General features: G+C 66.6%; 26 protein-coding genes. 15 read left to right on the top strand and 11 right to left on the bottom strand.

The features are described 5' to 3' along the window. The first annotated feature begins 82 nt into the window (after positions 1 to 82). The 5 genes from BM252_RS24340 (at position 83) to BM252_RS24320 (ending at position 6,042) form a co-directional block, all read left to right on the top strand. On the top strand, positions 83 to 1,786 hold the full coding sequence (locus tag BM252_RS24340) for a cache domain-containing sensor histidine kinase (RefSeq protein WP_093390263.1): 1,704 nt from the start codon (positions 83 to 85) through the stop codon (positions 1,784 to 1,786). Beyond that, positions 1,783 to 2,160, top strand: a complete 378-nt coding sequence (locus tag BM252_RS24335) for an Hpt domain-containing protein (RefSeq protein WP_093390262.1) — start codon at positions 1,783 to 1,785, stop codon at positions 2,158 to 2,160. Before BM252_RS24340 ends, BM252_RS24335 begins: the two co-directional genes overlap by 4 nt. Then, positions 2,157 to 4,421, top strand: coding sequence for a hybrid sensor histidine kinase/response regulator (locus tag BM252_RS24330; RefSeq protein ID WP_093390261.1), 2,265 nt, complete (start codon positions 2,157 to 2,159; stop codon positions 4,419 to 4,421). Before BM252_RS24335 ends, BM252_RS24330 begins: the two co-directional genes overlap by 4 nt. 125 nt (positions 4,422 to 4,546) lie before the next feature. Continuing rightward, the gene (locus BM252_RS24325) at positions 4,547 to 5,191 is read left to right on the top strand and encodes a glutathione S-transferase (protein WP_093390260.1); all 645 of its coding nucleotides are present in this window, start codon (positions 4,547 to 4,549) and stop codon (positions 5,189 to 5,191) included. Then, complete coding sequence (locus BM252_RS24320) at positions 5,188 to 6,042, top strand: pyridoxamine 5'-phosphate oxidase family protein (protein ID WP_093390259.1); 855 nt, start codon at positions 5,188 to 5,190, stop codon at positions 6,040 to 6,042. Before BM252_RS24325 ends, BM252_RS24320 begins: the two co-directional genes overlap by 4 nt. A 1-nt stretch (position 6,043) precedes the next feature. On the opposite strand, the gene BM252_RS24315 is transcribed toward BM252_RS24320, so the two are convergent. Next, a complete protein-coding gene (locus tag BM252_RS24315) occupies positions 6,044 to 7,702 on the bottom strand; it encodes a mechanosensitive ion channel family protein (protein WP_093390258.1) in 1,659 nt (552 codons plus the stop codon). Between the two features lie 558 nt (positions 7,703 to 8,260). Between BM252_RS24315 and BM252_RS24310 the strand changes: the two genes are divergently transcribed. Then, entirely contained in the window at positions 8,261 to 9,847 is a 1,587-nt protein-coding gene (locus BM252_RS24310; RefSeq protein WP_093390257.1) for a methyl-accepting chemotaxis protein, read from the top strand. Between the two features lie 313 nt (positions 9,848 to 10,160). After that, positions 10,161 to 11,795: a methyl-accepting chemotaxis protein gene (locus BM252_RS32050; RefSeq protein WP_093390256.1), complete on the top strand. Its 1,635-nt coding sequence runs from the start codon at positions 10,161 to 10,163 to the stop codon at positions 11,793 to 11,795. A 22-nt stretch (positions 11,796 to 11,817) separates the two neighbouring features. Here BM252_RS32050 and BM252_RS24300 read toward each other — a convergent pair whose 3' ends face one another. After that, entirely contained in the window at positions 11,818 to 11,940 is a 123-nt protein-coding gene (locus BM252_RS24300) for a PEP-CTERM sorting domain-containing protein (RefSeq protein WP_425442366.1), read from the bottom strand. A gap of 24 nt (positions 11,941 to 11,964) precedes the next feature. Here BM252_RS24300 and BM252_RS24295 point away from each other — a divergent pair, with 24 nt between their 5' ends. Continuing rightward, a complete protein-coding gene (locus BM252_RS24295; RefSeq protein WP_425442365.1) occupies positions 11,965 to 12,165 on the top strand; it encodes a helix-turn-helix domain-containing protein in 201 nt (66 codons plus the stop codon). 778 nt (positions 12,166 to 12,943) lie between these two features. Here BM252_RS24295 and BM252_RS24290 read toward each other — a convergent pair. Next, positions 12,944 to 13,657, bottom strand: coding sequence for an HNH endonuclease (locus tag BM252_RS24290; RefSeq protein ID WP_093390253.1), 714 nt, complete (start codon positions 13,655 to 13,657; stop codon positions 12,944 to 12,946). Between the two features lie 418 nt (positions 13,658 to 14,075). On the opposite strand from BM252_RS24290, the gene BM252_RS24285 reads away from it, so the two are divergent. The 7 genes from BM252_RS24285 (at position 14,076) to BM252_RS24255 (ending at position 18,165) form a co-directional block, all read left to right on the top strand. Beyond that, positions 14,076 to 14,369 (top strand): hypothetical protein, encoded by a 294-nt coding sequence (locus tag BM252_RS24285; RefSeq protein ID WP_139236727.1) that lies wholly within the window; start codon positions 14,076 to 14,078, stop codon positions 14,367 to 14,369. Continuing rightward, positions 14,366 to 14,611, top strand: coding sequence for a hypothetical protein (locus tag BM252_RS24280; protein WP_093390251.1), 246 nt, complete (start codon positions 14,366 to 14,368; stop codon positions 14,609 to 14,611). Before BM252_RS24285 ends, BM252_RS24280 begins: the two co-directional genes overlap by 4 nt. Then, on the top strand, positions 14,608 to 15,057 hold the full coding sequence (locus tag BM252_RS24275) for a hypothetical protein (protein WP_093390250.1): 450 nt from the start codon (positions 14,608 to 14,610) through the stop codon (positions 15,055 to 15,057). Before BM252_RS24280 ends, BM252_RS24275 begins: the two co-directional genes overlap by 4 nt. Then, a complete protein-coding gene (locus BM252_RS24270; RefSeq protein ID WP_093390249.1) occupies positions 15,054 to 15,500 on the top strand; it encodes a hypothetical protein in 447 nt (148 codons plus the stop codon). The genes BM252_RS24275 and BM252_RS24270 overlap by 4 nt, the downstream gene beginning before the upstream one ends. Next, the gene (locus BM252_RS24265; protein ID WP_093390248.1) at positions 15,497 to 15,814 is read left to right on the top strand and encodes a hypothetical protein; all 318 of its coding nucleotides are present in this window, start codon (positions 15,497 to 15,499) and stop codon (positions 15,812 to 15,814) included. The genes BM252_RS24270 and BM252_RS24265 overlap by 4 nt, the downstream gene beginning before the upstream one ends. Next, on the top strand, positions 15,811 to 16,986 hold the full coding sequence (locus BM252_RS24260) for an AAA family ATPase (RefSeq protein ID WP_245774422.1): 1,176 nt from the start codon (positions 15,811 to 15,813) through the stop codon (positions 16,984 to 16,986). The genes BM252_RS24265 and BM252_RS24260 overlap by 4 nt, the downstream gene beginning before the upstream one ends. 606 nt (positions 16,987 to 17,592) lie before the next feature. Continuing rightward, positions 17,593 to 18,165 carry a recombinase family protein gene (locus tag BM252_RS24255; RefSeq protein ID WP_093390247.1) on the top strand — a complete coding sequence of 191 codons (573 nt, stop codon included), beginning with the start codon at positions 17,593 to 17,595 and terminating at the stop codon, positions 18,163 to 18,165. A gap of 232 nt (positions 18,166 to 18,397) precedes the next feature. Here the strand turns inward: BM252_RS24255 and BM252_RS24250 are convergent, their stop codons facing one another. The 8 genes from BM252_RS24250 to BM252_RS24220 are packed head-to-tail and all read right to left on the bottom strand — an operon-like array spanning position 18,398 to position 26,390. After that, positions 18,398 to 19,480 carry a tyrosine-type recombinase/integrase gene (locus BM252_RS24250; protein WP_093390246.1) on the bottom strand — a complete coding sequence of 361 codons (1,083 nt, stop codon included), beginning with the start codon at positions 19,478 to 19,480 and terminating at the stop codon, positions 18,398 to 18,400. Continuing rightward, complete coding sequence (locus BM252_RS24245; RefSeq protein WP_139236726.1) at positions 19,477 to 19,806, bottom strand: hypothetical protein; 330 nt, start codon at positions 19,804 to 19,806, stop codon at positions 19,477 to 19,479. The genes BM252_RS24250 and BM252_RS24245 overlap by 4 nt, the downstream gene beginning before the upstream one ends. A 48-nt stretch (positions 19,807 to 19,854) precedes the next feature. Then, the gene (locus BM252_RS24240) at positions 19,855 to 21,954 is read right to left on the bottom strand and encodes a hypothetical protein (protein WP_139236725.1); all 2,100 of its coding nucleotides are present in this window, start codon (positions 21,952 to 21,954) and stop codon (positions 19,855 to 19,857) included. Next, entirely contained in the window at positions 21,954 to 23,564 is a 1,611-nt protein-coding gene (locus tag BM252_RS24235) for a hypothetical protein (protein ID WP_093390243.1), read from the bottom strand. Before BM252_RS24235 ends, BM252_RS24240 begins: the two co-directional genes overlap by 1 nt. Continuing rightward, positions 23,565 to 23,966 carry a hypothetical protein gene (locus BM252_RS24230; RefSeq protein ID WP_139236724.1) on the bottom strand — a complete coding sequence of 134 codons (402 nt, stop codon included), beginning with the start codon at positions 23,964 to 23,966 and terminating at the stop codon, positions 23,565 to 23,567. Continuing rightward, the gene (locus tag BM252_RS30450) at positions 23,963 to 24,280 is read right to left on the bottom strand and encodes a hypothetical protein (protein ID WP_139236723.1); all 318 of its coding nucleotides are present in this window, start codon (positions 24,278 to 24,280) and stop codon (positions 23,963 to 23,965) included. Before BM252_RS30450 ends, BM252_RS24230 begins: the two co-directional genes overlap by 4 nt. 38 nt (positions 24,281 to 24,318) lie before the next feature. After that, positions 24,319 to 25,659, bottom strand: coding sequence for a replicative DNA helicase (gene dnaB, locus BM252_RS24225; RefSeq protein WP_093390241.1), 1,341 nt, complete (start codon positions 25,657 to 25,659; stop codon positions 24,319 to 24,321). Positions 25,660 to 25,661: 2 nt separating this feature from the next. Further along, positions 25,662 to 26,390, bottom strand: a complete 729-nt coding sequence (locus BM252_RS24220) for a hypothetical protein (RefSeq protein ID WP_139236722.1) — start codon at positions 26,388 to 26,390, stop codon at positions 25,662 to 25,664. Between the last annotated feature and the right edge of the window lie 78 nt (positions 26,391 to 26,468).

The following is a 26,468-nucleotide window of genomic DNA, read 5'->3' as shown; positions in this document are numbered from 1 at the left end:
CGGTTTTTTGGGGGCAAGATGGTGTCTCGATGCCAGCGCGGCGCCATTCCCGGCGGCCGGCGGCACTGACGGAGGGGGCGCGATGTGGCAACGGACTTGGCGTAAGGTCGACGTGCGCTGGCTGCTGGCGGCCTTCGGCCTGCTGCTGATCGCCGGCACCTGGACCATGACGATGGTGCAGCTGTCCTCGACCCGCCAGGCGCAGATCGCCGACGCGCGGCGCGACGCCCGCGGCCTGGCCCGCCTGTTCGACGAGCACGCCAGCCGCACCATCGTCGCCGCCGACCAGGCGGTGATCTTCCTGCGCCACCGCTACAGCAGCCTGGGCATGGGCCTGGACATCGGCCGCGAGCTGCGCGAGGGGCTCGGCCCGAGCGACCTGTACAACCTGTTCAGCATCGTCGACGGCAACGCCGACGTGGTGTTGTCGAGCAAACCGTTCAAACCGATGAACCTGGCCGACCGCGCCCACATCAGCGTGCACCGCGACGGCGCCCTCGGCGACGCCCTGTACATCAGCCAGCCGGTGCTGGGGCGGGTCTCGCAGCGCTGGTCGCTGCAGCTGACGCGCCGCATCGGCGGCCCGGAAGGCGCCTTCAAGGGCGTGGTGGTGACCTCGCTCGACCCGTCCTATTTCACCCGCCTGTACGAACAGATCGACGTCGGCCAGCGCGGTTCGATCGCCCTGGTCGGCGCCGACGGCGTGGTGCGCGCGCGCCGCGTCGGCGGCGACGACTCGCGCGGCCAGGACATCGGCAGCAGCGCCGTCTTCGCCACCATGCGGCGCGGCGCTCAGGGCGTGTTCGACGACGCCGGCCCGATCGACGGCCGGCAACGCATCTACGCCTACGAGAAGCTGCGCGCCTATCCGCTCTACGTGCTGGTCGGCATCGACCTGGAGGAGCGCCTGGCCGGCCACGCCGCCGGCCGCGTCCAGGCGCTGGCGCTGGCCGCCGCCGTCACCTTGCTGATCGGCCTGGTGTGCGCCGGCTTCATCGTCATGACCGGCCGCCTGATCGACAGCCGCGAGCAGGCCATCGCCGCCAGCCTGGCCAAGTCGCGCTTCCTGTCGAACATGTCGCACGAGTTGCGCACCCCGCTCAACGGCATCCTCGGCTACTCGGAGCTGCTGGCCGAGGAGCTGGGCGAGGGCACGCGGGGCGGCTTCGCCCGCGCCGTGCACGAGTGCGGCATGCGCCTGTTCGGCCTGATCGAGTCGGTGCTCGAGCTGAGCGCGCTCGAATCGGGCAAGACGGTGGTCGAGCTGCACGCCGAGCCGCTCGCCGAGGTGGCGCGGCAGGCGCTGGCCGGCCACGCCGGCGCCGCCGCCGCCCGCCAACTCAGCCTGGAGTGCGAGCTGGCGCCGCAGCTCGGCGCGCTGCTGGTGTGCGACCGCGCCAAGCTGCTGCGCGTGCTCGACATCCTGCTGCGCAACGCCGTCGCCGCCAGCGCGCCGGGCCGGGTGTGCCTGCGCATGGCGCCCGGCGCCGACGGCCTGCTGGTGCAGGTGGCCGACCATGGCCAGGGCGTGCCGGCCGAGCTGCGCCGCCAGATCTTCCAAAAATTCTCGCCGCTCGACGACTCGCCCAGCCGCGCCAAGGACGGCGCCGCGCTCGGCCTGGCCATCGCCGCCCGCCTGGTCGAGCTGATGGGCGGGCGCATCTGGGTCGAGGCGGCCGCCGGCGCGCCGGGCGCGATCTTCTCGTTCACCCTGCCGCTGCGCCGCGCCGACCTGGCGCCGCCGGCGCCGCTGGCGGCCGTCGCGCCGCTCGAGGAGCCGGCGTGAGCGCCGCCTACCGCTGCATCGATCCGCACGTGCTGCTGCGCGCGGCGGCCGGCGACCTGGAGACCTTCCGCGCCCTGTCGCACACCTTCGTCGCCATCGCGCCGCCCATGCTGCGGCGCCTGCTGGCGGCGCTGGCGGCCGGCGAGGCGCGCGCCTTGTGCCACGAGAGCCACGCGCTGAAGGGCACCGTCGCCCTGGTCGGCGCCGCCGCCCTGGCCGCCGCGCTGCAGCGGGTCGAGAGCGCCGCCGGCGGCGGCCAGCTGGGCGTCGCCGCCGAGCTGTGCGACGGCTTGGCCGGCGCCTTCGGCCGGGTGCTGGCCGAGGTCGAGCGCAGCATCGCCGAGTTCGACGGCGCCGCCGTGTCGTCCCGATGAGCGCCGTCGCGCCGCCAAGGCCGCGCGCGCCCGCCGCCGGGCCGCCGCCACGGCGCGAGCGGCGCCGCAACCCGCTGCGTTGGACCGGCTTGAGCGCGCGCACGGCCACCGCGCTGATCGGCGGCGCGCTGGTCGTGCTGCTGTGCGTGACCATGCTGGCGTCCACCTGGTTCCTGCGCGAGCGCGCCATCGAGGACTGGCGCCAGGACATGGGCGGACTGGCCCTGGTGCTGAGCGAGAACGTGGCGCAGACCATGGGCTCGACCTACCTGGTGCTCGACTCCATCGTCGACGTGGTGCACGCCGGCCAGAAGCGCGACGCCGCACCGCTGGCCAAGCTGGCGCGCAGCGAGGCGATGTACCAGATGATGCGCGACAAGATCAGCGGCCTGCCGCAGGTCGACGTGGCCACCATCGTCGACGCCGGCGGGAGCGTGCTCAACTTCACCCGCAGCTATCCGGCGCCGGTGATCAACCTGGCCGACCGCGACTACTTCCAGCACCACCGCGCCAGCAACGACCCGGCGGTCTTCCTCAGCGTGCCGGTGCGCAACAAGGGCAACGGCAAGTGGACCTTCTACGTCAGCCGCCGCCTCAACGGCCCGGCCGGCGAGTTCGCCGGCGTGGTGCTGGTGGGCGTCTCCTGCGACTTCTTCGCCGCCTTCTTCCGCAACGTCAGCCTGGGCGAGCACGCCGCCATCACCCTGTACCGGCGCGACCACACGCTGCTGGCGCGCTGGCCGCAGGTCGAGGGCATGATGGGCAAGCGCGTGCTGTCGGGCACCACCTACCAGGTCATTTCGCAGGGCAAGCTGCACGACGTCGTGCTGACGCATGCGCCGCGCGAGTCGGCCGGCGGCCGGCCGACCTACCGCATGGGCGCGGTGCGCCAGGTGCGCGACTATCCGCTGGTGGTCAACGCCACCATCACCGAGGAGCTGCTGCTGGCCGGCTGGTGGCGCAGCGTGCGCCTGCTCGGCGGCGTCGGCCTGGCCAGCCTGCTGGTGCTGCTGGTGGCCTTCTGGCTGATGGCCGTGCTGCTCAAGCGGCGCGAGCACGACGCCGAGGAGGCGCGCGAGCTGATGCGGCTGGCCGACGCCGCCAGCGAGGCCAAGTCGCGCTTCCTGGCCATGATGAGCCACGAGATCCGCACGCCGATGAACGGCATCGTCGGCATGTCCGAGCTGATGCTCGGCACCGAGCTCGACGCCACCCAGCGCGGCTACGCCCGCAACGTCCACAGCGGCGTGGTCGAGCTGATGCACATCATCAACGACGTGCTTGATTTTTCCAAGGTCGAGTCGGGCCGCATGGAACTCGAGAGCGCCGCCTTCGACCCCGCCGCGCACCTGCGCCAGGTGGTCGAACTGTACCTGGCCAGCGCGGCGCAGAAGGGCCTGAGCATCGAGACCGTCTGCCAGGTCGGCGTGGCGGCGGTCTGCGCCGACGCCGGCCGCATCCGCCAGGTGCTGGGCAACCTGATCGACAACGCCATCAAGTTCACGCCCAGCGGCCGCGTCACGGTGCGCCTGGCCGCCAGCACCAGCGCCGGCGCCGACGGCGAGGCACTGCGGCTGAACTACGCCGTCTGCGACAGCGGCATCGGCATCGAGCCGGCGGCGCAACGCCGCCTGTTCGAGCCGTTCAGCCAGGCCGACAACACCATCAGCCGGCAGTACGGCGGCACCGGGCTGGGGCTGGCCATCTGCAAGCGCCTGGTCGAACTGATGGGCGGCCATATCGACTGCGTCAGCGTGGCCGAGCGCGGCACCACCTTCGCCTTCGAGATCCCCTGCCGGCCGGCGCCGGCCGCAGCGGCCGACGTCAGGGCGGGCGGGGGCGCGCCGCCAGAGCATGGCAAGGACGCCGCCGCCAGCGCCGCGCCGGCGCCGCCGTGGCGCGTGCTGGTGGCCGAGGACACCGAGATGAACCGGCAACTGGCGCGCATCCTGCTGACCCGGCTCGGCTGCGAGGTCGACGAGGCCGGCAACGGCGAGCTGGCGCTGGCCGCTCTGGCCAGCGGCAACTACGACCTGGTGCTGATGGACTGCATGATGCCGGTGATGGACGGCTACGAGGCAACGCGCCGCCTGCGCGAGCGCGAGGCGGCGCTGGGCCTGGCGCGCCTGCCCGTGATCGCGCTGACCGCCAGCGCCATCGAGGGCGACCGCCAGCGCTGCCTGGCCGCCGGCATGGACGACTACCTGGCCAAACCCTTCACCGGCGTCGAGTTCGCCGCCATGGTGGCGCGCTGGCGCTAAGCCGCGCGGCGGGGGCTGGGACTATTCCATTTAGTGGAATAGTGATTTCCGGTTAAGCAGTATTTACAGCGAAAACTGAAATGCTTACCATGGCCTCCTTGTCCACCGTCCCCGGGAGTACCACCATGTCCAGCACCAACCTGCCGTTCGCCGGCGCCGACCTGACCCTGCACGGCGTGCACCTGTCCGGCCATTGCCACAAGGTCGAGCTGCTGCTGCACCTGCTCGGCCTGGCGTACCGCTTCGTCGACGCGCCGGCCGCCGTGCGCGCCTCGGCCGAGTTCCGCGCCCTCAACCCGCTGGGGCAGATCCCGGTGCTGCAGGACGGCGCCTTGGTGCAGAGCGACAGCAACGCCATCCTGGTCTACCTGGCCGCCCGCTACGCGCCGGACGCCGGTTGGCTCGGCGCCGACCCGGTGGAGATGGCGGCGATCCAGCGCTGGCTGTCGCTTGCCGCCAACGAGATCAAACACGGTGCGGCGGCGGCGCGCGTGATCTGCCTGTGGAACGGCCCGGGCGACCTGGCCCAGGCCCAGGCGCTGGCGCAGCGCACGCTGGCCTTCGTCGAGCAGCATCTGCGTGGGCGCGACTTCCTCGCCGCCGCGCGCGCCACCGTGGCCGACCTGGCCTGCTACAGCTACCTGGCCCACGCCCCCGAGGGCGGCGTCGCCCTCGAGCCGTATCCGGCCGTGCGCGCCTGGCTGCGACGGATCGAGGCGCTGCCCGGCTTCGTGCCGATGCCGCGCTCGGCACCGCCGGCCGCGCCATGAACGGCCCCTTCCACGCCGGCGAGCTGGCCGCCCAGCGGCTGGCCGGCCAGGCCTCGGCCGGCGGCGCCATCTACGACGCCATGCCGGCGCAGCACCGCGAGTTCTTCGCCGCCCAACCGTTTCTGCTGATGGCCACGGTGGCGGCCGACGGCTGGCCCGTGGCCGGCGTGCTGAGCGGCGCGCCCGGTTTCGCCGCCAGCCCCGACCCGCACACCCTGCGGCTGGCCGTGGCGGCCGAGCTGCCGGCCGGCGCCCAGGTCGGCCTGCTGGGCCTGGACTTCGCCACGCGCCGGCGCAACCGCGTCAACGGCGTGGTCGCCGCCGCCGGCCCGCAGGGGCTGCGCATCGAGGTGCGCCAGTCCTTCGGCAACTGCCCCAAACACATCGTGCAGCGCGACCTGCGCGCGCTACCGGCCGGGCCGGGCGGGGTGCTGCACGACGGCGCCGCCGGCCAGCCCTTCGTCGGCCTGGACCAGGAGGCGCGCGCCGTGGTGGCGCGCGCCGACACCTTCTTCATCGCCAGCAGCGGCGGCGCGCACGGCGCCGACATGTCGCACCGGGGCGGCCCGCGCGGCTTCGTCCGGGTCGACGGCGACAGCCTGCTGGTGCCTGACTTTCCCGGCAACCGCTACTTCAACACCCTGGGCAACCTGCAGCTCGACGAGCGCGCCGCGTTGTTGTTCATCGACTACGCCAGCGGCGACCTGCTGCAGCTGCGCGGCCGCGCCACGGTGCTGTGGCCGGCCGACGCCGCCAACGGCGCCGAGCGCAGCTGGCGCTTCGCGGTGGAAGGCGGCTGGCGCCAGTGCGCCGCGCTGCCGCTGCGCTGGGACGAGCGCGCCGCCGTTTGACTCAGGCGGCGTCGCGCGCCGCCGCCCCGTCCGGCGGCGGCGCGGCCGGCGCCAGGTGCCACTGCTCCTTCGGCACCACCTGCGGCTCCGGCGTGTCGCGCTGGTAGTGCGGCGACATGATCTGCACGCCATACTCGTTGAACACGTCGACGATGTGCTGGTGCAGCTGGTTGAGCACGTCGGCGCGCTTGCGCGGCGTCCGCACGCTGGCGTAGGCCACCAGCCGGTACTCGACGTAGAAGTCGGACAGCGCCAACTGCATCACATACGGCTTGGGCGCGGCGGCGATGTCCTCGGTGCGGCCGGCGGCCAGCTCGAGCATCGCGTGCACCTGGCGCCACGGCGTGGTGTAGCCGATGGTGACGGTGGTGTCGAGCACGAAGCCGGTGCCCGGATAGGCGCGCGAATAGTTCTTGCTGGTCTGGCCCAGCACCCAGGCGTTGGGCAGGGTGACCTCCTCGCCCAGGCCGGTGCGCAGGCTGACGTTGAACAGGCCCAGCTCGGCCACCGTGCCCTCGCTGTCGCCGATGCGCACGTACTCGCCCTTGCGCAGGGTGCGCGCGTACATCAGGATCAAACCGCTGGCGCCCTGGCCGACGATGCTCGAGGCGCCGATCGACAGCATCAGCCCGACCAGCACCGAGACGCCCTGGAAGGCCGCCGTCTGCGCGCCCGGCAGGTAGGGATAGGCCATGGCCAGCGCGAACAGCCAGACCACCACGTTGGCGATGCGCCGGGTCGGCCCGGCGGTGTCGCGGTCGAGCCAGCCGAACTGCAGCTCGCCGCTCTCGACGCGCTGGAAGAAGGAGGCGGCGGTCAGCACCACCAGCCGTGCCAGCACGGCGATCACCAACACCAGCAGCAGGCCGGGCAGGGCGCCCAGCACGCTCTGCGCGACGCCGCCGGCGACGTCGAGCAGGTAGCCCTCGAGCCGCTCGCCCCAGCTGCGCGTGTAGGGCACCTTGCCCAGCACGAAGGCGGCCCACAGGTAGCTGGCCATCAGGCGCAGCGCCCACACCAGCAGGAACACCAGGCGGCGCATGAAGCCGACGTAGTGCTCGGCGTCGAGCACGCGGACGTTCTTCAGCTTCACCTCGCCGAGCCGGCGGCCGATGGTCCGCATGCTCCAGGCGGCGGCCCAGCGGTGCAGCCGGCCCAGGCCGTGCAGCACCAGCATCCACGTCAGCGTGGCGGCCAGGCACAGCGCGCCGGCGATCAGCAGGTAGTGCAGGCTGCCCTGCTCGCGCTGTTCGAGCAGGGCCTTGGCCAGCGTGGCGGCCGCCTCGGCGGCGACGCTGTCGGTCGTGTCGCCGGCCAGCGGGTTGATGTCGGCCGGCGTCACCAGGAACAGCTGGGCGCCGCCGAGCAGCACCTGGGTGCCCTCGGCGATCGGATGGGTCGATGGCGCCGGCGCGCCCGGTTTGGCCAGCACGGCGAGCAGGCGCTTGTGCGCGCCCTCGGCCCGCTCGGCCGGGCTGTAGCCGGTCAGCGGGGCGCGGAAGACGAACAGGGTGCGGTTGGCGAACACCAGCGGCGCCACGGCGGCGGCGGCGGCGGGGCGGGCGGCGGCGCCGTCGCGCTCGGGCAGCTCGAGCGCCTGCGACGGCGGGCACAAACAGAACAACAGGAAGATCTGGAGCAGGCGGCGCAGCACGGCCATGGAAACCTCGGGGCGGATGACGAATACCCGATGATGCCATGGCGGCCCGCCGCGCCGCCAGTGTTGTTGCCAAAAAACCAGCGGCGGGGCGGGCGCGGCCCCTAGAAGCGGCTGAAGTTGGCCTCGTCGAGCTGGCCGGTACCGCCTCTCCTCAATGCTGAGCGAGCCGACCGCGAGCGGTCTGCCATTGCTAATTCATCAATCTTGTTGACGAAAATCGTAAATAAAATAACAAAGATCAAGAATGCGCCAAGTCGGCTGGAGGGCGCAGACTTCTCTGTGTATCATTCGCGCAATGTTTCTTGCTGTGGGGTTCCGCCGCAAGCCGCCTGCGCGCCGCACCCGCGCGCGGCGGCGCCGAACCGCAGCTTCCGTAGCGCCATGGCCGCCCCGCCGCGACCGCCCGCAGCACCCCGGCCCAACTCCGCCGGCACAAGTTCGTACCGCATCTGGATCGTTTCACCGTCACGCCGTCCGCCGGCTGCCGCCGTTCGCCCTTGGGGGGGCGCGCGGGCGCCGCCGCGCGGGCACATCGTCGCCATCCATGGGAGAGTCATCTTGCGCCACACCAACCCCGCCACGCACCGCGAATACATACTGAAGGACTCGGAGGCGGTCGTCTCCAAGACCGATTTGCAGGGCAACATCACCTACGCCAACCAGGACTTCATCAACATCAGCGGCTACTCGGCCGAGGAGCTGCTGGGCGCGCCGCAGAACATCGTGCGCCACCCGGACATGCCGGCCGAGGCCTTCGCCGACCTGTGGCGCTGCCTCAAGCAGGGCCGCAGTTGGACCGGCCTGGTCAAGAACCGCTGCAAGAACGGCGACCACTACTGGGTCGAGGCGAACGCGGCGCCCATGATCGCCGACGGCAAGGTGGTCGGCTACACCTCGATCCGCGTCAAGCCGAGCCGCGAGCAGGTGCGCGCCGCCGAGCAGGCCTACGCCGAGATCCGCGCCGGCGGCGGCCGCCTCCACATCCGCGACGGCGCCGCGCTGCGCCGCGCCGGCTGGCGCTGGCCGGCGCGGCTGCCGGCGCTCAGCCTGAAGCGCAACATCGGGCTCGGCTGCGGCGCGCTGGCGGCGCTGTTCCTGGCCGGCTGGCTGGCGCCGGCGCTGGCCGGTGGCCCGTTTGTGCGCGCGCTGCCGGCCGCCGCCGGCGTGCTCGGCTGCGCCCTGTTCGGCTGGCAGCTGCAGCGCGCCGCCGTGGCGCCGCTGCGCCAGTTGTGCGGCGACATCAACCGCATGAGCGCCGGCGACCTGAGCGCGCGCATCGCCGCGCGCGGCGACAACGAACTGGGCTGTTTGAGCCAGGCGCTGCGGGTGCTGCAGATCAACGTCAAGTTGCTGGTCGGCCAGATCAAGGAGAGCGCCGGCGCGGTGCGGCTGGGCGCCCACCATATGGCCGGCGGCAACGCCGACCTGTCGGCCCGCACCGAGTCGCAGGCCAGCTCGCTGCAGGAGACCGCAGCCTCGATCGAACAACTGGCCAGCACGCTGCGGCAGACCGCCGACAACGTGCGCCAGGCCAACGCCCTGGCCGGCCACACGGCCGAGGTGGCCGGCCGTGGCGGCGTCGCGGTGGGCCAGGTGATCGCCACCATGGCCGGCATCCGCGCCAGTTCGCAGCGCATCGCCGAGATCATCGGCGTGGTCGACGGCATCGCCTTCCAGACGAATATCCTGGCGCTGAACGCGGCGGTCGAGGCGGCCCGCGCCGGCGAGCAGGGCCGGGGCTTCGCCGTGGTGGCGGCCGAGGTGCGCGCGCTGGCGCAGCGCTCGGCGACGGCGGCCGGCGAGATCAAGCAGCTGATCCAGGGCTCGGTGGCGCAGGTGCAGCAGGGCGGCGCGCTGGTCGACGAGGCCGGCCGCATCATGGACGACGTGCTGGCCTCGGTGACGCGCATCACCGGCCACATGGGCGACATTGCCCACGCCAGCGGCGAGCAGAGCATGGGCATCGAGCAGGTCAACCTGGCGATCGGCCAGATCGACGCGGCCACCCAGCAGAACGCCGGCCTGGTCGAGCAGTCGGCGGCGGCCGCCGAGACCATGCTGGGCCAGTCGCAGCAGCTGGGCCGGCTGGTCGACGCCTTCCAGCTGGTGGCCGCCGCGCCGCGCCTGCGGCCGGCCATGGCTTGAGCAAATTGATTTTATCAATTGTGGTGTTTTTGATGATTTAAGAGAATTCTCACCAAAAACCACAATTTCTGTTGCCTTGGGAAAATTGCCTGCGGTAATATTCATCCATGCGCCGGGGCCTCCCCCCGGCGCCGCCGCAGTCCAGGCGCCGCCCCGGCGCCGCGCGACGCGGCCAGCAGCAGCGCCGGCCCACGCCCGCCGGCGGCAGGTTCCAACACTTCATTTTTCGTCTATCCAGCAGCTGTCCGCCGGCGCCCGCGCGCCTGGCGCCAGGGACGGCTGTCGCCGCAACAACGACATTGGGAGCACCACCATGCGCAGCAACATGCCCGTCACGCAGCACGAGTACATTTTGAGCGACAGCGAGACCGTCGTCTCGAAGACCGATTTGCAGGGCAACATCACCTACGTCAACCAGGACTTCGTCAACATCAGCGGCTTCAGCCGCGAGGAGCTGCTGGGCGCGCCGCAGAACATCGTGCGCCACCCGGACATGCCGGCCGAGGCCTTCGCCGATTTCTGGCGCAGCATGAAGGGCGGCCACGCCTGGACCGGGATGGTCAAGAACCGCTGCAAGAACGGCGACCACTATTGGGTCGAGGCGAACGCCGCGCCGATCATCGAGGGCGGCCGCATGGTCGGTTACACCTCGATCCGCGTCAAGCCCAACCGTGAACAGGTCAGGGCGGCCGAGCAGGCCTACCGCGAGATCAAGGCCGGCAGCAAGGAGCTGCGCATCCACCATGGCGCCGTGGTGCGGCGCGCCGGCTGGCGCCTGGCCGCGCTGCTCGGGCGCGCCACGCTGCAGCAGCAGATCGTCGGCGGCGGCGCGCTGCTGGCGCTGCTGTTCGCCTGGTGCTGGCTGGCGCCGTCCCTGCCGGGCGGCACGGCGCCGCCGGCGCTGCTCGGCGCCGCCGGCAGCCTGTTGTTCGCCGCGCTGGTCCAGCGCGGCGCGGTGGCGCCGTTGCGCCGCCTGTGCCACGACATCGGCGAGATGAGCGCGGGCGACCTGAGCGCCCGCATCCACATGGAGCGCGACGACGAACTGGGCCACCTGGCGCAGGCGCTGCGCGTGTTGCAGATCAACGTCAAGCTGTTGGTCGGGCAGATCAAGGAAAGCGCCGGCATGGTCAACCTGGGCGCCGGCGAGATCGCCAGCGGCAACAACGACCTGTCGGCGCGCACCGAGGCGCAGGCCAGCGCGCTGCAACAGACCGCCGCCTCGGTCGAGCAGCTCAACAGCACGGTGCGGCAGAACGCCGACAACGCCCGCGAGGCCAACGCGCTGGTGCGCCACACCGCCGAGGCGGCGGCCAAGGGGGGCGCGGCGGTCGGCCAGGTGGTCGAGACGATGCAGGCGATCCAGGCCGGCTCGCGCAAGATCGCCGAGATCATCGGCGTGGTCGACGGCATCGCCTTCCAGACGAATATTTTGGCTCTCAACGCCGCCGTCGAGGCGGCCCGCGCCGGCGAGCAGGGCCGCGGCTTCGCCGTGGTGGCCAGCGAGGTGCGCGCGCTGGCGCAGCGCTCGGCCACGGCGGCGGCCGAGATCAAGACGCTGATCCAGGGTTCGGTGCGGCAGGTGGAGCAGGGCGGCGCGATGGTCGGCGAGGCCGGCCGCACCATGGACGACATCGTCGCCTCGGTGGCCCGCATCGCCGGCTACATGGGCGAGATCTCCCACGCCAGCCAGGAACAGAGCGCCGGCATCGCCCAGGTCAACCAGGCGATCGGCGCGATCGACGCGGCGACCCAGCAGAACGCCGCGCTGGTCGAGCAGTCGGCGGCGGCGGCCGAGGCCATGCGTCTGCAGTCCGAGCACCTGGGCCAGCTGGTCGACGCCTTCAAGCTGGTGGCCGACGCGCCGCAGCGCGCCGGCGTGGTGGCGGCGCCGGCGCGCCGCGCCGGGCCGCCGGCGCGCCAAGGCGTGCACTACGCGCTGCGCTGAGCGGCGGCGCGGCCGGCCGTGGCTAGACGCCCGGACGGCGGCGCGCCAGCAGGCCGAGCAGGCCCAGTCCGGCCAGCAGCATCGCGTAGGCCTCCGGCTCGGGCACCGGCAGCGCCGCCAGGTCGATCCGCACGTCGTCGAGCACCAGTTCCTAATCCCGCATGAGGTGGTGAGCGCCACCGTCGATGGTGCAACGCCTGTCCGAGCCTGGCGCGAATATCTCAAGCTCACCCAGGCCGAGGTAGCGGCACGCATTGGAATTTCCCAGCCCTCTTATGCGAAGCCGGAGGAAAGTGATACGCTGCGCAGGCCGACAATCGGCAAAATCGCCAAAGCGCTGGGCGTCGCCGCTGAGCAACTGGATTCTTAAGTTCACGCCGCCGGTGCTACGTCGGCTTTTGAGCCGTTTGCTGCCGCCGGCGAAAGGGGGCTACGTTGCCCGGCCATTTCAGCGTCAAAAACACAAAAAAGCCGCGATCCCCTATGAGGATCGCGGCTTTTTGTATCTCTTTGGACTTCTCGGTACAAACTATTGGTGCCGGAGCCGGAATCTAAAGGTGGCGTGCAGAGCCTATTTTTCATAGATTTTTGAGATGGCGGAATTATTCTGCCCCTAAAAATGCCCCTAAAAGATTTTTCATAGGTCATCTGAATATGGTCAGGTCGAGCAGCACCCGGCCGGTTCTCGCCAAGCACAGTCCACCGCATATGCCGTCGGCACGCAATCTGGTTCAGGGCCGGGAGGCAAGGCGCGCAGCGGGCGGGCCGCCGCATCACTTCAATCGATCCTTGCTCGGGTCCAGTCGATTCGCGGCGCAAGCCGCCCACACTAGCCATCTATGAATATCCTCATTCTCTGGAGCCCCTGCAATCAGGGTCTTCAGATTGGCGATGTGGGCGCGGACCATCTCGGCCTGTTGCGCGCGCGAGGCAGTCGGCAACCCTTGATTCGATGCTGGTGTTTGCCCCGTTGTGCGCGCACGCCGAGGCGGCCAACGGGGGAGGTTACGGGTATGGGCCGACCAAGTCAGGGCGCCGCGCCCGCCCCGCTCGACCAGGTGCGCGGCCTTCAATCGGCGTTTGCCCCGTGTGCGCACACTCGAGGCGACCGCGCCCGCATCCGATACCATGTGCGGCCGTCCGGATGCTCAAGTGCGCCGATCACTGCCACACGTGGACCTTTGCACCCAAGCTTCACCCCTTAATATACTGGCAATCTGTTTCGACGATATACCGAACCGCTCGGACAGGATGCGACGGGTAATGTCGCCCGCCAGAAAAAGACGCCTGATCTTGGCCGCCTGCTGGAAATTGATTTTCGAGCACCCGGAGCCGCATTCCATCTCTTGCGCGCGGCAATACGCGGCAAGTTCGGCGCGCGTCATCAGCTGCAAGTTGTCGAGCTCATAGTTGCCTCGGTCCTGGTCCTTAAAACGGATAACCTCATAGCTGGCCAAAGGACGTCCAAGGCGCTGTTCCATTACGACCCGGTGGACTGAGCGGCCTTTATTGGGTCCGGTGGTGTACTCGACGTAACCGCTTGGCGTAATACGCGTCCCCTTTGCATTGGCGGCGCCCCAACGCCTACCTGCGGCCGACAGGTTAGCGCGCCATTCTGGAGTGATCTCGCGCTTCTTGCCGCGATTCTTCCATGCTGCGTTTTGCGAGCCCTCGCCAGCTGTGCGGCGTTCAATACCAGCGCGTGCCATCCATTTGCATACCGTGCTTGGCGCTACGCCAACTGCGCGCGCGATATCGATGCTGCTCAGCTTCTCGTCCCAGTATAGGCGCCTCAGCACCGCCGAAATGGCTGGGTGGACGCGTCCGGTCAGATCACTGATTTCATCTTTAGTTAGGAACATCGCGCGCCCCCGTCGTCGAACATAAGGCTATTCTAACCCGGGTGCGCGCGCACGACGGCGCCGCGGCAACTTGGTAAAACTTTGCATCCTTGACCAATCGCAACACGGCGCCGCCCACCCCGGCCGACAATGCGCGCACGCAAAGCGCTTGACGGCTTGGGGATCATTGGGCAATACTGGCCACGTTCCCGAGAAAGAGGGAACCAGGATTGGCGTCCTGCAACTACAAGGCGCGAAGCCTTCTATGATTGATGGCTTTTTTTTCGCGCAACGCATTGGCTTTTCTCCTATGGAGGGCCGTGTGAGGGGGCAGCAATGCCCACTGGTTACTTGTGGCCAGCACGCCAACCTTGCACGGTCTTCCACCCCGATTGGCGTCGGGATGGTTGATTTTCAAATCAATCACAAGGAGCACATCATGGGTAATCACGCCTACAGCGCCACTACATCAGCACACTCCCCCGCACCATTCAACGCCGGCACCCTGAGCGTCGAGCCACTATTTCAAGCCGCCTTCAACCGCCCGCGCGACCCGCGCAGCGCCGAGTACAAGGCCGGCGTACGCGCCGCCCTGGCCTTCCGCATCGAGGGCAAGCGCATCGCCCGGCTGTATGCCCCTGCCAGCGCGCAGGATGACGCCTACCATGCCGGCATGGCCGAGGGGCATGCTATCTGGCGCGCCGCCATCGCAAAGATCGGCGGTGCAGCGTGAGCGCGCTAGCGCAAGCCGAGAACGCACTCGGCCAGCTGAGCAGAAAGGCGGGGCACCTGTCTGCAATGCTGACGCTGATTATTGGCGATGGCCTGGACTCGTTCGACACGTTCAACGACGAAATCAGGGGGCAATATCTTTGGGACTGCTCCGATCTGACTGGCGAGATTTCCTCGTTGTCCCAGCAGATGGAATCGCAAAAGCCTGCGCAGGCACTGCCTGCGGTGCGAGGCGCCGAATGAACGCCTCCACCATTACCGCCCTGCTGGCCGAGCTGCACCACGCCGACCACATCATCAAGGCGATGCTCAACGCCATGACGTTGCAGCAGAAAGCCAAAGTCCATGAGCAACTTGAAAGCGCCGGCGTCTCGCCCGGCGACATGACGCGGGCGAACGAGCGCCACGCCGCCATCGAAGCGGCCAGCGCCTGCAGCAAGCCGAGCATGATCAACGTCGCCGCCATTCGTCAGCACGCCTCCGATATTGGCGCGCACGCCGCCCGGCTGGAAATCCTGCTGTTGACGATTTTCGACAGGCTGGAGGAAATTGACCCGAAAGACCGAGGCACCCGAGCCGCCGTAGATGCAGTGGAGTGCTTCACCAGCTGCGCGCTGCGCAACGGCGTGCTCATGCGCGAGGCAGCGATTCAGGTCGAGGCGCTGGTATTGAAAGGCCATGTGGCATGAGCACCCATATCAAAGCCGGCGCTCCGGTACAGCCAGCCTTGATCCTGCTGGGCTCCGACCTTGGAATCGGTGAGCCGTCCGCGCAATGCACTTTCAAGGTGCGCAGCGCGCAAGGTGAAATACGCATCACCATCGCGGAGGCCCTGGCGCGGCTGGGTGAGTTTTCCCAGCCGGCGCAGGCACGCATCGCGGTGCTTTGCCGCATACAAGAGGCCGAGGAAGCGAGAGGCGCAGCGGCCCCAATGTGGGCGGCACGTGTGGTGCTGGAAGTCACCACCGCCACCGGAACCACCGAGCGCACGGATACCGGCGCACCACGTGCCACTGAGCGGGAAGCAATGGCCGAGGCCGAGGAACTGGCCGACCAGCTGGGCGCGGCGGTGCTGTGGTTCGGCTCCGTCCGTATCACCGACCAGGCAAAGCCGGCAGGGAGGGGGAATTGAGCACTCTCGCCGAACTTGCCCGCATCCGAACGGAATTTGGCCTGGCGCCGGTCGGCGGCGTGCTGTGGCTGGGCGTCGGGATTTTGCCGCCCAAGCGGAACGCCATCGAAATCGACCCGGCGAACTTGCCGACCGCGCTCGACTGCCGCGCGGTGGCCGGCTTGGACGTGGTGCTGCTTTTCCCCGGCAACCTGACCAGGTACGGCGCGCTGCGCACGCTGTCCGACCGGCTGTACCAGGCCCGGCCGCGTCGGCTGCTGCTGGTCGACAGCGACCACAAGCGCACTGCCTTTTTGAAACTGGCGAAACCATGATGGCGGACAAGCACACAAGTGACCAGATGGCCGGCTTCACGCTGGGCAAGGAGGATGACACCGCGCGGGCGGCACGCGTCGAGGTGGAGCGCGCAGGCGAGACGGTACGCCCCTTCGACCGGGCCATGCAGCGCGGCGAACGCGTCGTCAAAATCAGGTGCGGCGCCGACATCAAGCCGTTGCCCATCACCTGGCTGTGGCCCGGCTGGGTGCCGGCCGGCAAGCTGACCATCTTGGCCGGCGCGGCCGGGACCGGCAAGACGACGCTCGCCCTCGCGCTGGCGGCGGTGCTGACCGCTGGCGGGCGCTGGCCGGACGGCACCGCGTGCGCGGGCCGGGGTAACGTGCTCATCTGGTCGAGCGAGGACGTGGCCGACGACACGCTGGTACCGCGCCTGATTGCCTCCGGCGCCAACCTGGCCCGCTGCCACTTCATCGAGGGCATCGCACAGGACGGAGAAAGCGTACCGTTCGACCCGTCGCAGGACATCCCCGACCTGCGCCGCGCCGTCGACGCCATCGGCGGTGTCAGCCTGCTGCTGATAGACCCGATTGTGTCGGCGGTCGCCGGCGACATGCACCGCGCCAACGACGTGCGCCGTAGCCTGCAGGCGGTAGTGGACTTCGCCGACGCCCACGGCTGCGCGGTCATCGGCATCACGCACTTTGCCAAGGGTGGCGCCGGCAAGGCGCCGCAGGACCGCGTCATTGGCTCCCAGGCGTTCGGCGCGCTGGCCCGCATGGTGCTGGTGACGGCAAAGGAGGAAGGTAGCGGCCGCCGAGTGATGGCCAGGGCGAAGTCGAACATCGCGCCCGATGATGGCGGCGTGGCCTACTCGCTCGAGCTGGTGGCCATTGCCGGCGGCATCGAGGCGACGCACGCGGTGTGGGAGGGCGTCATCGAGGGCACAGCGCGGGAAATCTTGGGTGATGTGGAGCACGACGACACCGGCGAGGACGGCGGCACCCGGCAAGACTTGGAGCGCATGCTGATAGACACGCTGCGGGACGCCGGCGGCAAGATGGCCACGAAAGCGCTGCAGGCCGAGGTGCGCGACGCCGGGCACTCCTGGGACGCGGCCAAGCGCCTGAAGAAATCACTCGGCATCGAGGCGAAGAAGCTCAGCATGGGCGGCGCATGGATATGGTGCCTTCCAGAAACAAGCGATTGAAGAGAGCGCGAAGGGAGCGAAGGGAGCACTGTTTTTTCTGCGTTCCCTTCGCTCCCTTCGTGCGCTCTTCGCCGCCAGGTAATTCAACCTGCTGGTCTTCAGCTGGGTTCCAACCTGCGCCGCCAGCGCCTAGTGCCGTGGAGACGTATCACTGCGGGCGGCAATCTCTGCGCCTAACACCGCATGCCTGGCGGCTTCGTACCTATCATTCAGTGCGATGTAGCGCTCGTTTTCCTCTGAGCTGGCATGTGTTCCTGCACTTCGCACGCCCAGGTAGCCGATGTACTCCCTAGATTCCTCAACGGTAAGGCCGACCAAGATTTCCCGTCCCTTGGAATCGGTTCCTAGGCCACGCATCTCGGTGAGGTATGCACGGTCACCGGCAGTAATCTCCAACATAAAAGCTCCTCGTCAATACCAGCGACATCGCCAGCGTCCTGATTCTACCTATGTTGATTCCTACCTGATACCCCTGTTAGAAAACGAACGATTTCTAACACCTACAAGCATCAACACAAATGAATGTTATAAATATAGGGCTTGCTATTTCTAACAGGTAGATATATTCTAACAGTGTTTTCTAACAGTCTTAACCGGAGAAACACCATGGCAACCTTCGCATACGGCCGCGTCAGCACCAAAGAGCAAACCGCAGACAACCAGAAGATGGAAATTGAAGCGGCCGGCCACGTGGTGGACTACTGGTATGCGGACACCATCAGCGGCAAGACTAGCGCCAGCGAGCGCCCGGAGTTCGCCGCGCTGCTGGCGCAGATTCGCAACGGCGAAACGCTGGTGGTGGCGAAGCTCGACCGCCTGGGCCGCGACGCGCAGGACGTCGGCGCCACGGTCAAGCTGCTGGCCACCCGCAAGATTGCCGTCATCGTCCTGCAGCTGGGCAAGCTGGACCTGACCTCGCCGGCCGGCAAGATGATGATGACCATGCTGGCGGCCGTGGCCGAGATGGAGCGCGATTTGCTGGTCGAGCGCACGCAAGCCGGCCTGGCCCGCGCCAAGAGCGAAGGCAAGACGCTGGGCCGGCCGTCAAAGACCACGGCCGAGCAGCGCGCCGACATCATCACCAAGTACGAAGAGGGCGAAAGCGTTAGCGCGCTAGCTAGGCTGCATGAGGTATCCCGCGCCAGTATCCTCGGCATCGTGAAGGCCGTTCAAAGCTGACAAGCAGAGAGGCGGTCCGGAAACCGGAGATCCGAAAGTCCCGCGAGTTGCGATATATTCCCTAGGGCGCATGCGGCGCCCCTCTGAAAATGACAATTTTTCTGTTGCGGAACTCTCCTCGGAATTGAGCAACAAAAACAGATCCCGATTTGTCTGCAAGCCACCTCCCCGACCACGATTTCAACCGCTTTGGCACCAAAACCCCGGGAATTTAGCGGATGATTAGAGATAATCATGGAAATGAGGATTTATGCGGCTTGGCGGGAGGGACTTCGCAGTTTTCTCGCAGTCCCAATCCCATTTTCTCCGCCATCTTCGATTGTGCCGCGACGGCGATATCGATGTTCTTCTCCAAGTAGGCCATAGTGGTCTTCGGGTCTTTGTGACGCATTACCAGCTGAATCGTCTGGACGCCCACGCCTTCCTCGGACAGCATGGTGGCGAAGGTGCCACGCAGGCGGTGCGGGGTGATGCCCTCGACGCCACAGGCCTTGTTGGCCAGGGATATGGCAGTACGCGCGAAGCCGGAGCGGTGCGCGCTCCCCCTTCTCGACGGGGCGATCAGGCCGTGGGCCGCCGGCGCTAGTGCGCGCAAGTGCTCCAACACCCAATCAGGCGTGGGCACCGGCTCGGCCTCGCGCCCCTTCGTCTTGCCCGGGGTGTACACGCGGCGATCCCAATCGAGCCATTCCCAACGGGCCCCGGCCGCCTCAAGCTCGCGCAGGCCGAGCCCAAGCATCAGACGCACCGCCGTACCTACTGCCGGGTCGCGCCAGGTCGCCGCATCAAGATTCCCCAGCCACTGGCGCGCCATGCTAGCTGGTAGCGTAGAGCGCGGCCGCTTCTGCACTTTTAGCATCTTCACATGCCAAGGCATTGCCTGCAGCATGCCCCGTTTGACCGCCCAGAGCATTAGCAGCTTCAGGACGCGCAACCAGTGGTTGGCGCTGGCTGGGGCATGCGTCACCAAGTGCTCGTTGCGGGCCAGCTCCACCATCTCAGTAGTGATGTCGCACACCAGTCTCGGACCAAGGCCGTACAAATGCAGGCGAGCAAAGGTATCGACGCTGCGGATATGCGACGCGCTGGCCACAGTCCCATGGATTTCCAGCCAACGGCCCGCTAGGTCGGCTAGTGTCGGCGCCAACTGGGCGCCGCGTGCTGCGAACTTCGCCTCCTCGTAGGCTCGCTCCGCGACGATATCGGCTTTGCCTTTTTTCGTTTCTCGGGTGCTGCGTTGGGTACTGAGGCCACCGAGCTGAAAACGATAGTGCCAAATGCCGCGCTTACCAACCTTGAACAATCCATAGCTCAAACCTGTTTCTCCTTCTCGACGCCACCGTCCTGCAAACCCCGGATGCGTTGTTCCGTCGCCGCGCGGCCAGCTTCGTCACCACGCACTGCACGCCTAAACGCCGCAGCACCGGCTGCTATCGCCAGTTGCAGAGTCATTGCCGGAACGCCTACCAATCCAGGCGCCATCTCCCCCGTAGCGCTCCCCAAGATACCGCTGACTGCTCCATTGGACATGTTGGCGATGTTCTGCACCAAGCAGACCGATGCGCGCTGGTTTGGCACGATCGACTGGCAGGCAATCGGGGTTCCGCCGGTGGTGGTTTCGATTGGCATGGTGGCTTTCATGGTGAGATTTCCCGCCGGGGCGGGTCGGTTGGTTGATGGAAATTTAGGTCACTTTAGCTGCGATGGCAACGGCGTAGCCGTCATGCTGCCGACCTGGCCGCCGAACATGCCGACGTTGTTCGACAAGAGCATGTTGCGATTGTTGATTTCTCGCACCAATGCCTCGAGGTTGTTCAGGTTCTGCGCTCCGTTGGCACCCTTGGCCAACAGCATGTTGCCCATGTTGTCTCGTACCGACTGCGGCGTGGCGACGCGATTCCATACGTTTTTGGCAGACCCCAGCGCAGACAGCAGGTTGCCGGCCTTGGCCGCCGCAAGCCCACCGCCCGCCTCCCCCAAAGCGGACATGTCGAGGTCGCCCATACCGGCCGCGCGGGCCGCCGTTTGCGAGCCGGCGCCGACGCTCTGCAGGCGCTTCAGCTGCGCCTCCTTGGCGACACTGGAGGCGAACTCGCGGTACGAGCGCAGATCACCGAACACGGCCTTCAGCTTCTCCTGGGTGGCCGGCTCCTTCCACATGTTCATGATATTGGTCTGCCCCCCTTGGGTACCGAGCTTCCCGCGAAGCCCTTCGAACGCGCCGATCCGGAAAGCCTGGATCTCGTTGGCGGACATGCCCTGCATGGTGTTCAGGATGCTGTTCTCGTCGCGGTTGATAGCCAGCTTGCCGGCATTGGCCGCGTCGATCAACGCCGACGGCGCCGAGAATGCCTGGCGCGCGTTACGGTAGAGCGATTCCCCGGTCTGCGGATTGGTCGTCGCCGCGTCCAACTCGCCGACCAGGCGGGTTTTCAGCGACTGGTAGGCGGTCCCGAGCGGCGTCAGGCTGCCGTCGGCATTCATCGCCTTCCGGCTCGACAGTACCTGATCGATGCCTTGCTTGACGTGGTCCAGGTCGCTCATCTGCCAATTACCCGGCTGCCCCGGGTTCAGCGTGAAGGGGATTTGGCGCGCCGTCGCAATCTCGCGCCCGAGCTTGGTGGCACCCAGCTCGTCGGCGGCCGCTACGATCTCGGTCAACTTATGGGTCGGCTGAATGCTGGTGTTGCGCAGCTGGGCATACAGCGGCGCGGCGTCGGTCTCGCGGCGGGTGATCAGCGACGCCACCGTGGTGGGCAGGCGCTGCCCCTGCGTGTCCAGCGCGTCCTCGGCCGCCGCGCGCATGCGGTCCCCCACGCCCGCCGTACGCTGGCGTAGCAGGTTGTAGGCCGCGTCCTTGGTTCGGCCCGGCAGCGTGGCCAGCGTGTCGAGCAGCTGGTTGGTGTTGCGCCCGCCGGCGTCGGCCAGCGTCGCCTCGTCGCCCAACTTGGCAAGGCGCGCCGAGGCCTGGGTAAGCGGGTTGATGTAGCCGCCGGTGGCCAGGCTGCCGCGCGCGTCGCGGGCCAGCGCCTCGGCGATCTTCTGCTTCGCGTATTCCGCCGCGCTGGTCTTGGACAGGCGCTGCATCACGTTGCCGCCGACGGCGCCTATCCCCGCCGCCACCGGTGTGGAGAAGCCGCTGAGCAATGCGCCAGTTCCGGCGCCACTCGCGCCGTCCGCCAGAATGCCGCCGAACGTGTCCGCATTGGACGAGGTGGCACCGGTAACGCCGCCGTACACCGCGCCCACCTTGGCCGCCTGCAGCGCACGCGGTAGTACGTCGACGATTTTGGCGCCGGCCGCCGCGCGCAACGCGTTCGGCAGCAGGCCACCGACCGGCAAGGTGGCGATGATCGAGCCGCCGACTTCCCCCGTGCCGTTCGCAATCGGGCTGGCGGCCTTGTACGGGGCATTTTGCTCATTGAGCCGGGCGCGGCCGGCATCGGCATCGTCGACAAGCCACTTGGCGGCGCTGCCAAGGAGCGATGTTGGCCTTTTCCCGGAGACGAGGCTCGATAACGTGGGCGCCAAGTCCGACGTCAGCCCGTCGAGAGCGGAAAGCCCCTTGCCGGCCAGTCGCTGGACGCCCAGCACTGTGTTGCCGAAACCCCTTCCCACACCGGAGGCGAAGCCAGAAATCCCATCGAGCAGCGTGTTCCCGCCGGTCGTGGCATCCGGCGTCTGGGTGATTGGCTTGCCAGGCTTAGCCTTGGGCGGCTGGAATTGATCCCAGGGCCCTGCTGGTCCCGAATCAGCATTGTTTTGAAATTGCTCCCACGGTCCGGACATTAGATTTTCTCCCAATTATTTTTATCGCCAGGTTCGCCACCTTGAAATCGGTAGCCATCAATAATCTGTCCCTTGATGGCGGACTTGCGCGCCGGCTTGGCCGGCTGGCCGGCTGTTTGCGATTCCGCGTACTCCGCCAGTTTTTTCGCTTGCGGGAATGCGAATGTCAGGTTGTTGGTTTCCGCCTCGAAAATCTGCTTGAAGCGGCTGAGCTTCTTCTTGGCGGTCTCCGCGTCATCCGTGGCCAGCGGAATGAACGGCATGAGCCGCGGTGATTCCGCAGCGGTGACTGCGGCGCCGCTGCGGTCGTGCAGGATCAAGCTACCGACATCCGAGATGTTCGCGCGTGTCTCAGTGCCCCCTGGATAGAGGCGATTCAGCAGGCTATTCGGCAGATAGCCCTTGTAGCCGACCGCATCCTTGCCGCCAGCCGCGCCTAGGCTGGCCAGCGCGGCGTCGATGGATGAGAGTGATTTTGCGTTGGAGGTGATGGCTTGGACGATGTACTGCGGTGTATTCTGCTTTTTCTCGAGCGGCTGACCGTCGGGACCAAACACCGGGCGGCCGGTAGGCGACACACCGGGCGCCAGGCGCTTCGGCAGCGCCATGATGCCATCCTGGGTGTCCATGTATTGCGGCGTACTTTGTTCCTCCTGAAAATGACGCTCCGACTGCGCACGGCCAGCTGCGGCGCTGGCATTGCTGGCGACCGAGTCCGGAGACTGGGTGTTTTTTAAGTCCGCTGTCTCGGCGCCGGTATATGGGTTGACGCCGACCGTGCGGCCGCCCAGGTTGTGGAAGGCCAGCTTCTCGGCCACGCCGTAGCCGCCCTGGATCGGGCGCACCGTGCCGTCGTCCGCCGTCTGGACCAGGATCGGCTTGCCGTCGGCTGCCATCACTACGTGCGGGGAGTTGTCGAACTTCGGCTTGAACTTGAGGGCGACCGCCTCTTGCGCGTCGGCCTCTTGCGGAAACCCGGCGCTGCGCAACTGTTGGGCGAGGTCCATGCGCCGCTCGTAGACGTCCTGCTTTTGATTGCCGCCACGCGCTCCGCCTTGAACTGGCGCCGCGTTCGCGCCGGCGGCCTGGATAAGCTGGGAGTTCGCCACCGTCGGCGAGTTCTTCCCCGCTAGGGACGACGCAGCCTGCACAGGAGTCATCCCGCCATTTACCAGATCGACAATTTTGTTCAGGCTGCCGTTGTCGGTAGGCACGCCGTAAGAATGGGCTGCCCGGTAAAATTCTCCGGCGTCGATGCTCGCCGCCGGCAGCGCACCGCCTGCGCCAGAGGTGGACTGGCCACCGGCCGGCTTCATGTAGAACTGGAGCAGCGCCTCGGCCTTCTTGCGCGCCCGCTCGTGATCTTGCAGGCCGCCCTGCGCCTCCTGGATCTGCAGGCCGCGCAGCTGCGCCATCTGCTGGATCTGGTCCTGCTCCAGCTTGCGCTGCTGCGCCGCCTGCTGACCATCATTGAAGCCCTGCCAACCCTCCCCAAGGATTTGGCCAAATCCCGTTGGCATCCGGGAGGGACCTGATGCGGCCAGCATTCTCGCTGCCGCGCCGAGGAGGCCTTGAGCCTGCGGGGTATCTAAGTTGTCGAGCAATCCCATTTAGGCCTCCAGCTTTCTGTCCAGCAGCTCGCTGGGCGTTGGGTCGCACGATTCAATCGCCTCGCGCAGTCGAGTAATCTTTCCCACCGCGACATCCGGTCTATCTTGATCGAGCAGCGCCTCCATCTTCTCGCCCAGAATAAGCCCGATCTCGAATAGAGCAACAAATGCCTCCGCCCGATTCATTTCACTACTCGAAGCGGGCCGGATAGTGACCGTCTCGCGCCGCTGAATGGCTTTTATCACGTCGTTCAATGAGAGCCAGGCGCCACCTGGAGCTTCGCAAAGAGGGAACATGAAACCCGGGGCGCGAGCGGCGAGTTCGTCCGAAAAATAAACTACTTCCATTGCAATGCCTTTCTGCGTCGTCGACGCCGTAAAAATTCTTGAGGCATTGATCATGCGCTTTTGTAGTCCCAAAATCCTGCTGGTTTTGGGACGATTTGAAGTGCCGCCGTGATGTCGCGATATGCCTGCGAATCGCCGACATGAAAGCGCGACATCAGGCGATCCCGAACCTCTGGGCGCGGCAGACCTTCATCTAGAAGTTGACGTGCGGTACGGACACGCTCGTCAGGCCCCAGCAGGCTAACGCCGTGCGCTGCCCCGACCTGAAAAATCAATCGCCGAAATTCATCTTTGTCTTGCTGGGTTACGCTCGCTAGATCGAGCGAATTTAGACCGTCCAGCAGGTCGCGAAATGCCTCACTGCGCATGCGGATCTCCGATCACTGCTGAGCTGTTGTGTCGAGACTCATAGGTTCTTGGCCAAGCCCTTGCGATAGTTTGGCGCCGGATCTGCGGGCCGAGTGCCTGTGCTGTCGCGGAACCGTGTGTATACGCCTTCGTAGCTCAGTAATACGTCGTCAATACGGCCCTGCCGATTCTTTGCAACGAACACGTCTGCGAACCCACGCAAGTGCGTCTGTGGGTTGTCGACCTCTTCACGGTGGATGAACAACACAATGTCGGCGTCCTGCTCGATAGCGCCGCTGTCCCGCAAATCGGACAACTGAGGGCGGGCCTTGTTGGCAGCGTTGCGCGATAGCTGTGAGAGCGCTAGGACAACGATGTTCAGATCTTTGGCCAACGCTTTTAGCCCTCGGCTGATTTCTTCGATTTGCTGATTACGATTAGATCCCTCGCCGGACATCAACTGCAGGTAGTCGATCACCAGCAGGTCAAGGCCATGCTTGCGCTTGGTCAGTCGGGCCTTGCTGCGCACATCCAGTAGCGTTAGCGCGGGCTGGTCATCCAAGTGCAGATTTAGGTTTTGCAGTTTGCCGCTGGCTGCGGTGAAGCCAATCCACTCGACATCCGTCATGTCACCTCGGATCACAGCCCCCAGCGGAATACTTCCCAACGATGCCAGCGCCCGGTCCAGCAGTTCGCCGTTTTGCATTTCTTGCGATAAGAACAGCACGTTGTAGTTCTGGGAGACGCTGGTGGCGATGTTCAGTGCTAGGGCCGTTTTACCCATCGACGGCCGCGCACCTAGGATTACGAGGGCGCCTCGATTCGGGCCACCTGTCAGCAAAGTGTCGATATCGGAAAATCCCGTGGGGATACCGGAACACTTGTGTTCGATACGCCCGTCCAGGACGTCAAGATGGGCCACCATAGCCTCGCTGGCGCGGATTGGCTCACGGGTAGCCCGAGTCTCAGCTAGGGCCGCCAGCGCCGTCTGTGCGGCTTCCAGCACATCCCCCGCAGTCCGGGCGCCGGGACGGAATGCCATTTCCGACATCTCCGCCGTTGCAACCAGCAATCCGCGACGCAATGCACGGTCGCGCACCAAATCGGCATAGCGGTTGATATTCGCAGCGCTCGGCGTGCTTTGCTGAATACTGTTCAGGTAAGCTAGGCAATCCGGTACCGCCTGCGCCAGGGCCGCACCGGCAGAGATCACGTCGCACTGTTGGCCAGCAGAGATCTGTCTGAGCAGCTCGGAAAAAATGGTGCGGTGGTCATGGCGGTAGAAGTGAATCGAGCGTAAGTCGCCCATGCGGTCAACTGCGGCGTTGTCACGCAAGAGGGCGCCGATTACTGATTGTTCCGCCTCGATGGCTTGCGGGCTGGTGTTGTGGTCGTCCATGCTCAGTTCCTGTTCTCGTATTTTTGCTCGCGGATCTTGGTGAAGTTGCTGGATTTTGTCATCCACTCAAGGTCAGCAAAAAATGGGGATTTTCCTGATCGTCCGACGAGGAAGTCGCACGTGCCGACATACTCGAAGAAACTTCGCCAGTAACCCAGGCTCTGTCGCTTCTCGTCTTCGTTCCACCTGGCCCGCAACTGAGTAGCTCTGGCCGTCGTCCAGTCGCGCACCTGTGGGCACTGGGGAAGCAGTTCGTGATAGATCGCGATAATCTCTTGGTGCGGGCAATCTGGTTTTATCGACCTGGCCGGCCGCTGGTCGGCAGCGAAGCTGGCGACGACTACCCCGCCAGGGGTAGCTGCAGTTATAGGTGAATCAGAGAAGAGGGAATCAGGAATCAGAGAATCAGGCGATCTTGGCGGTGACATATCATCATCTAGGGCGATGCTAGGCACATCCTTGGTGATGCTTGGCATAGCCTTGGAGGTGTTTTCTAACGCTTCTCCTGGACCAGGAATGGCGCTGGCCTGTTCGCGGACGTGCGGTGACTGGTGCTCTGCAAACTTACATATCTGGATGAAGCGATTGCTGCCAACGACATAGCGGAGAATGAAACCGTGTAGCTCTAGTTCGATGAGCAGTGGCTCCACATCCACCGAGTCATACGGCAACAACTCGCCTTTGATGCGCTTAGGTCGGTCTTCTAAACGTCCCTCGCGGTCTGCCAGCATCCACAGTCCGGGAAATACGAACCTCGCCCATATCGAGCATTCCGCCAGGTTCTCATTCTTGTAGAGGCCGGGCTTTAT

It is taken from the genome of Rugamonas rubra (genome assembly GCF_900114705.1).
GTDB lineage: Bacteria > Pseudomonadota > Gammaproteobacteria > Burkholderiales > Burkholderiaceae_D > Rugamonas > Rugamonas rubra.
Note: the sequence above shows the minus strand (reverse complement) of the source record. Positions and strands in the feature narration are given on the sequence as shown.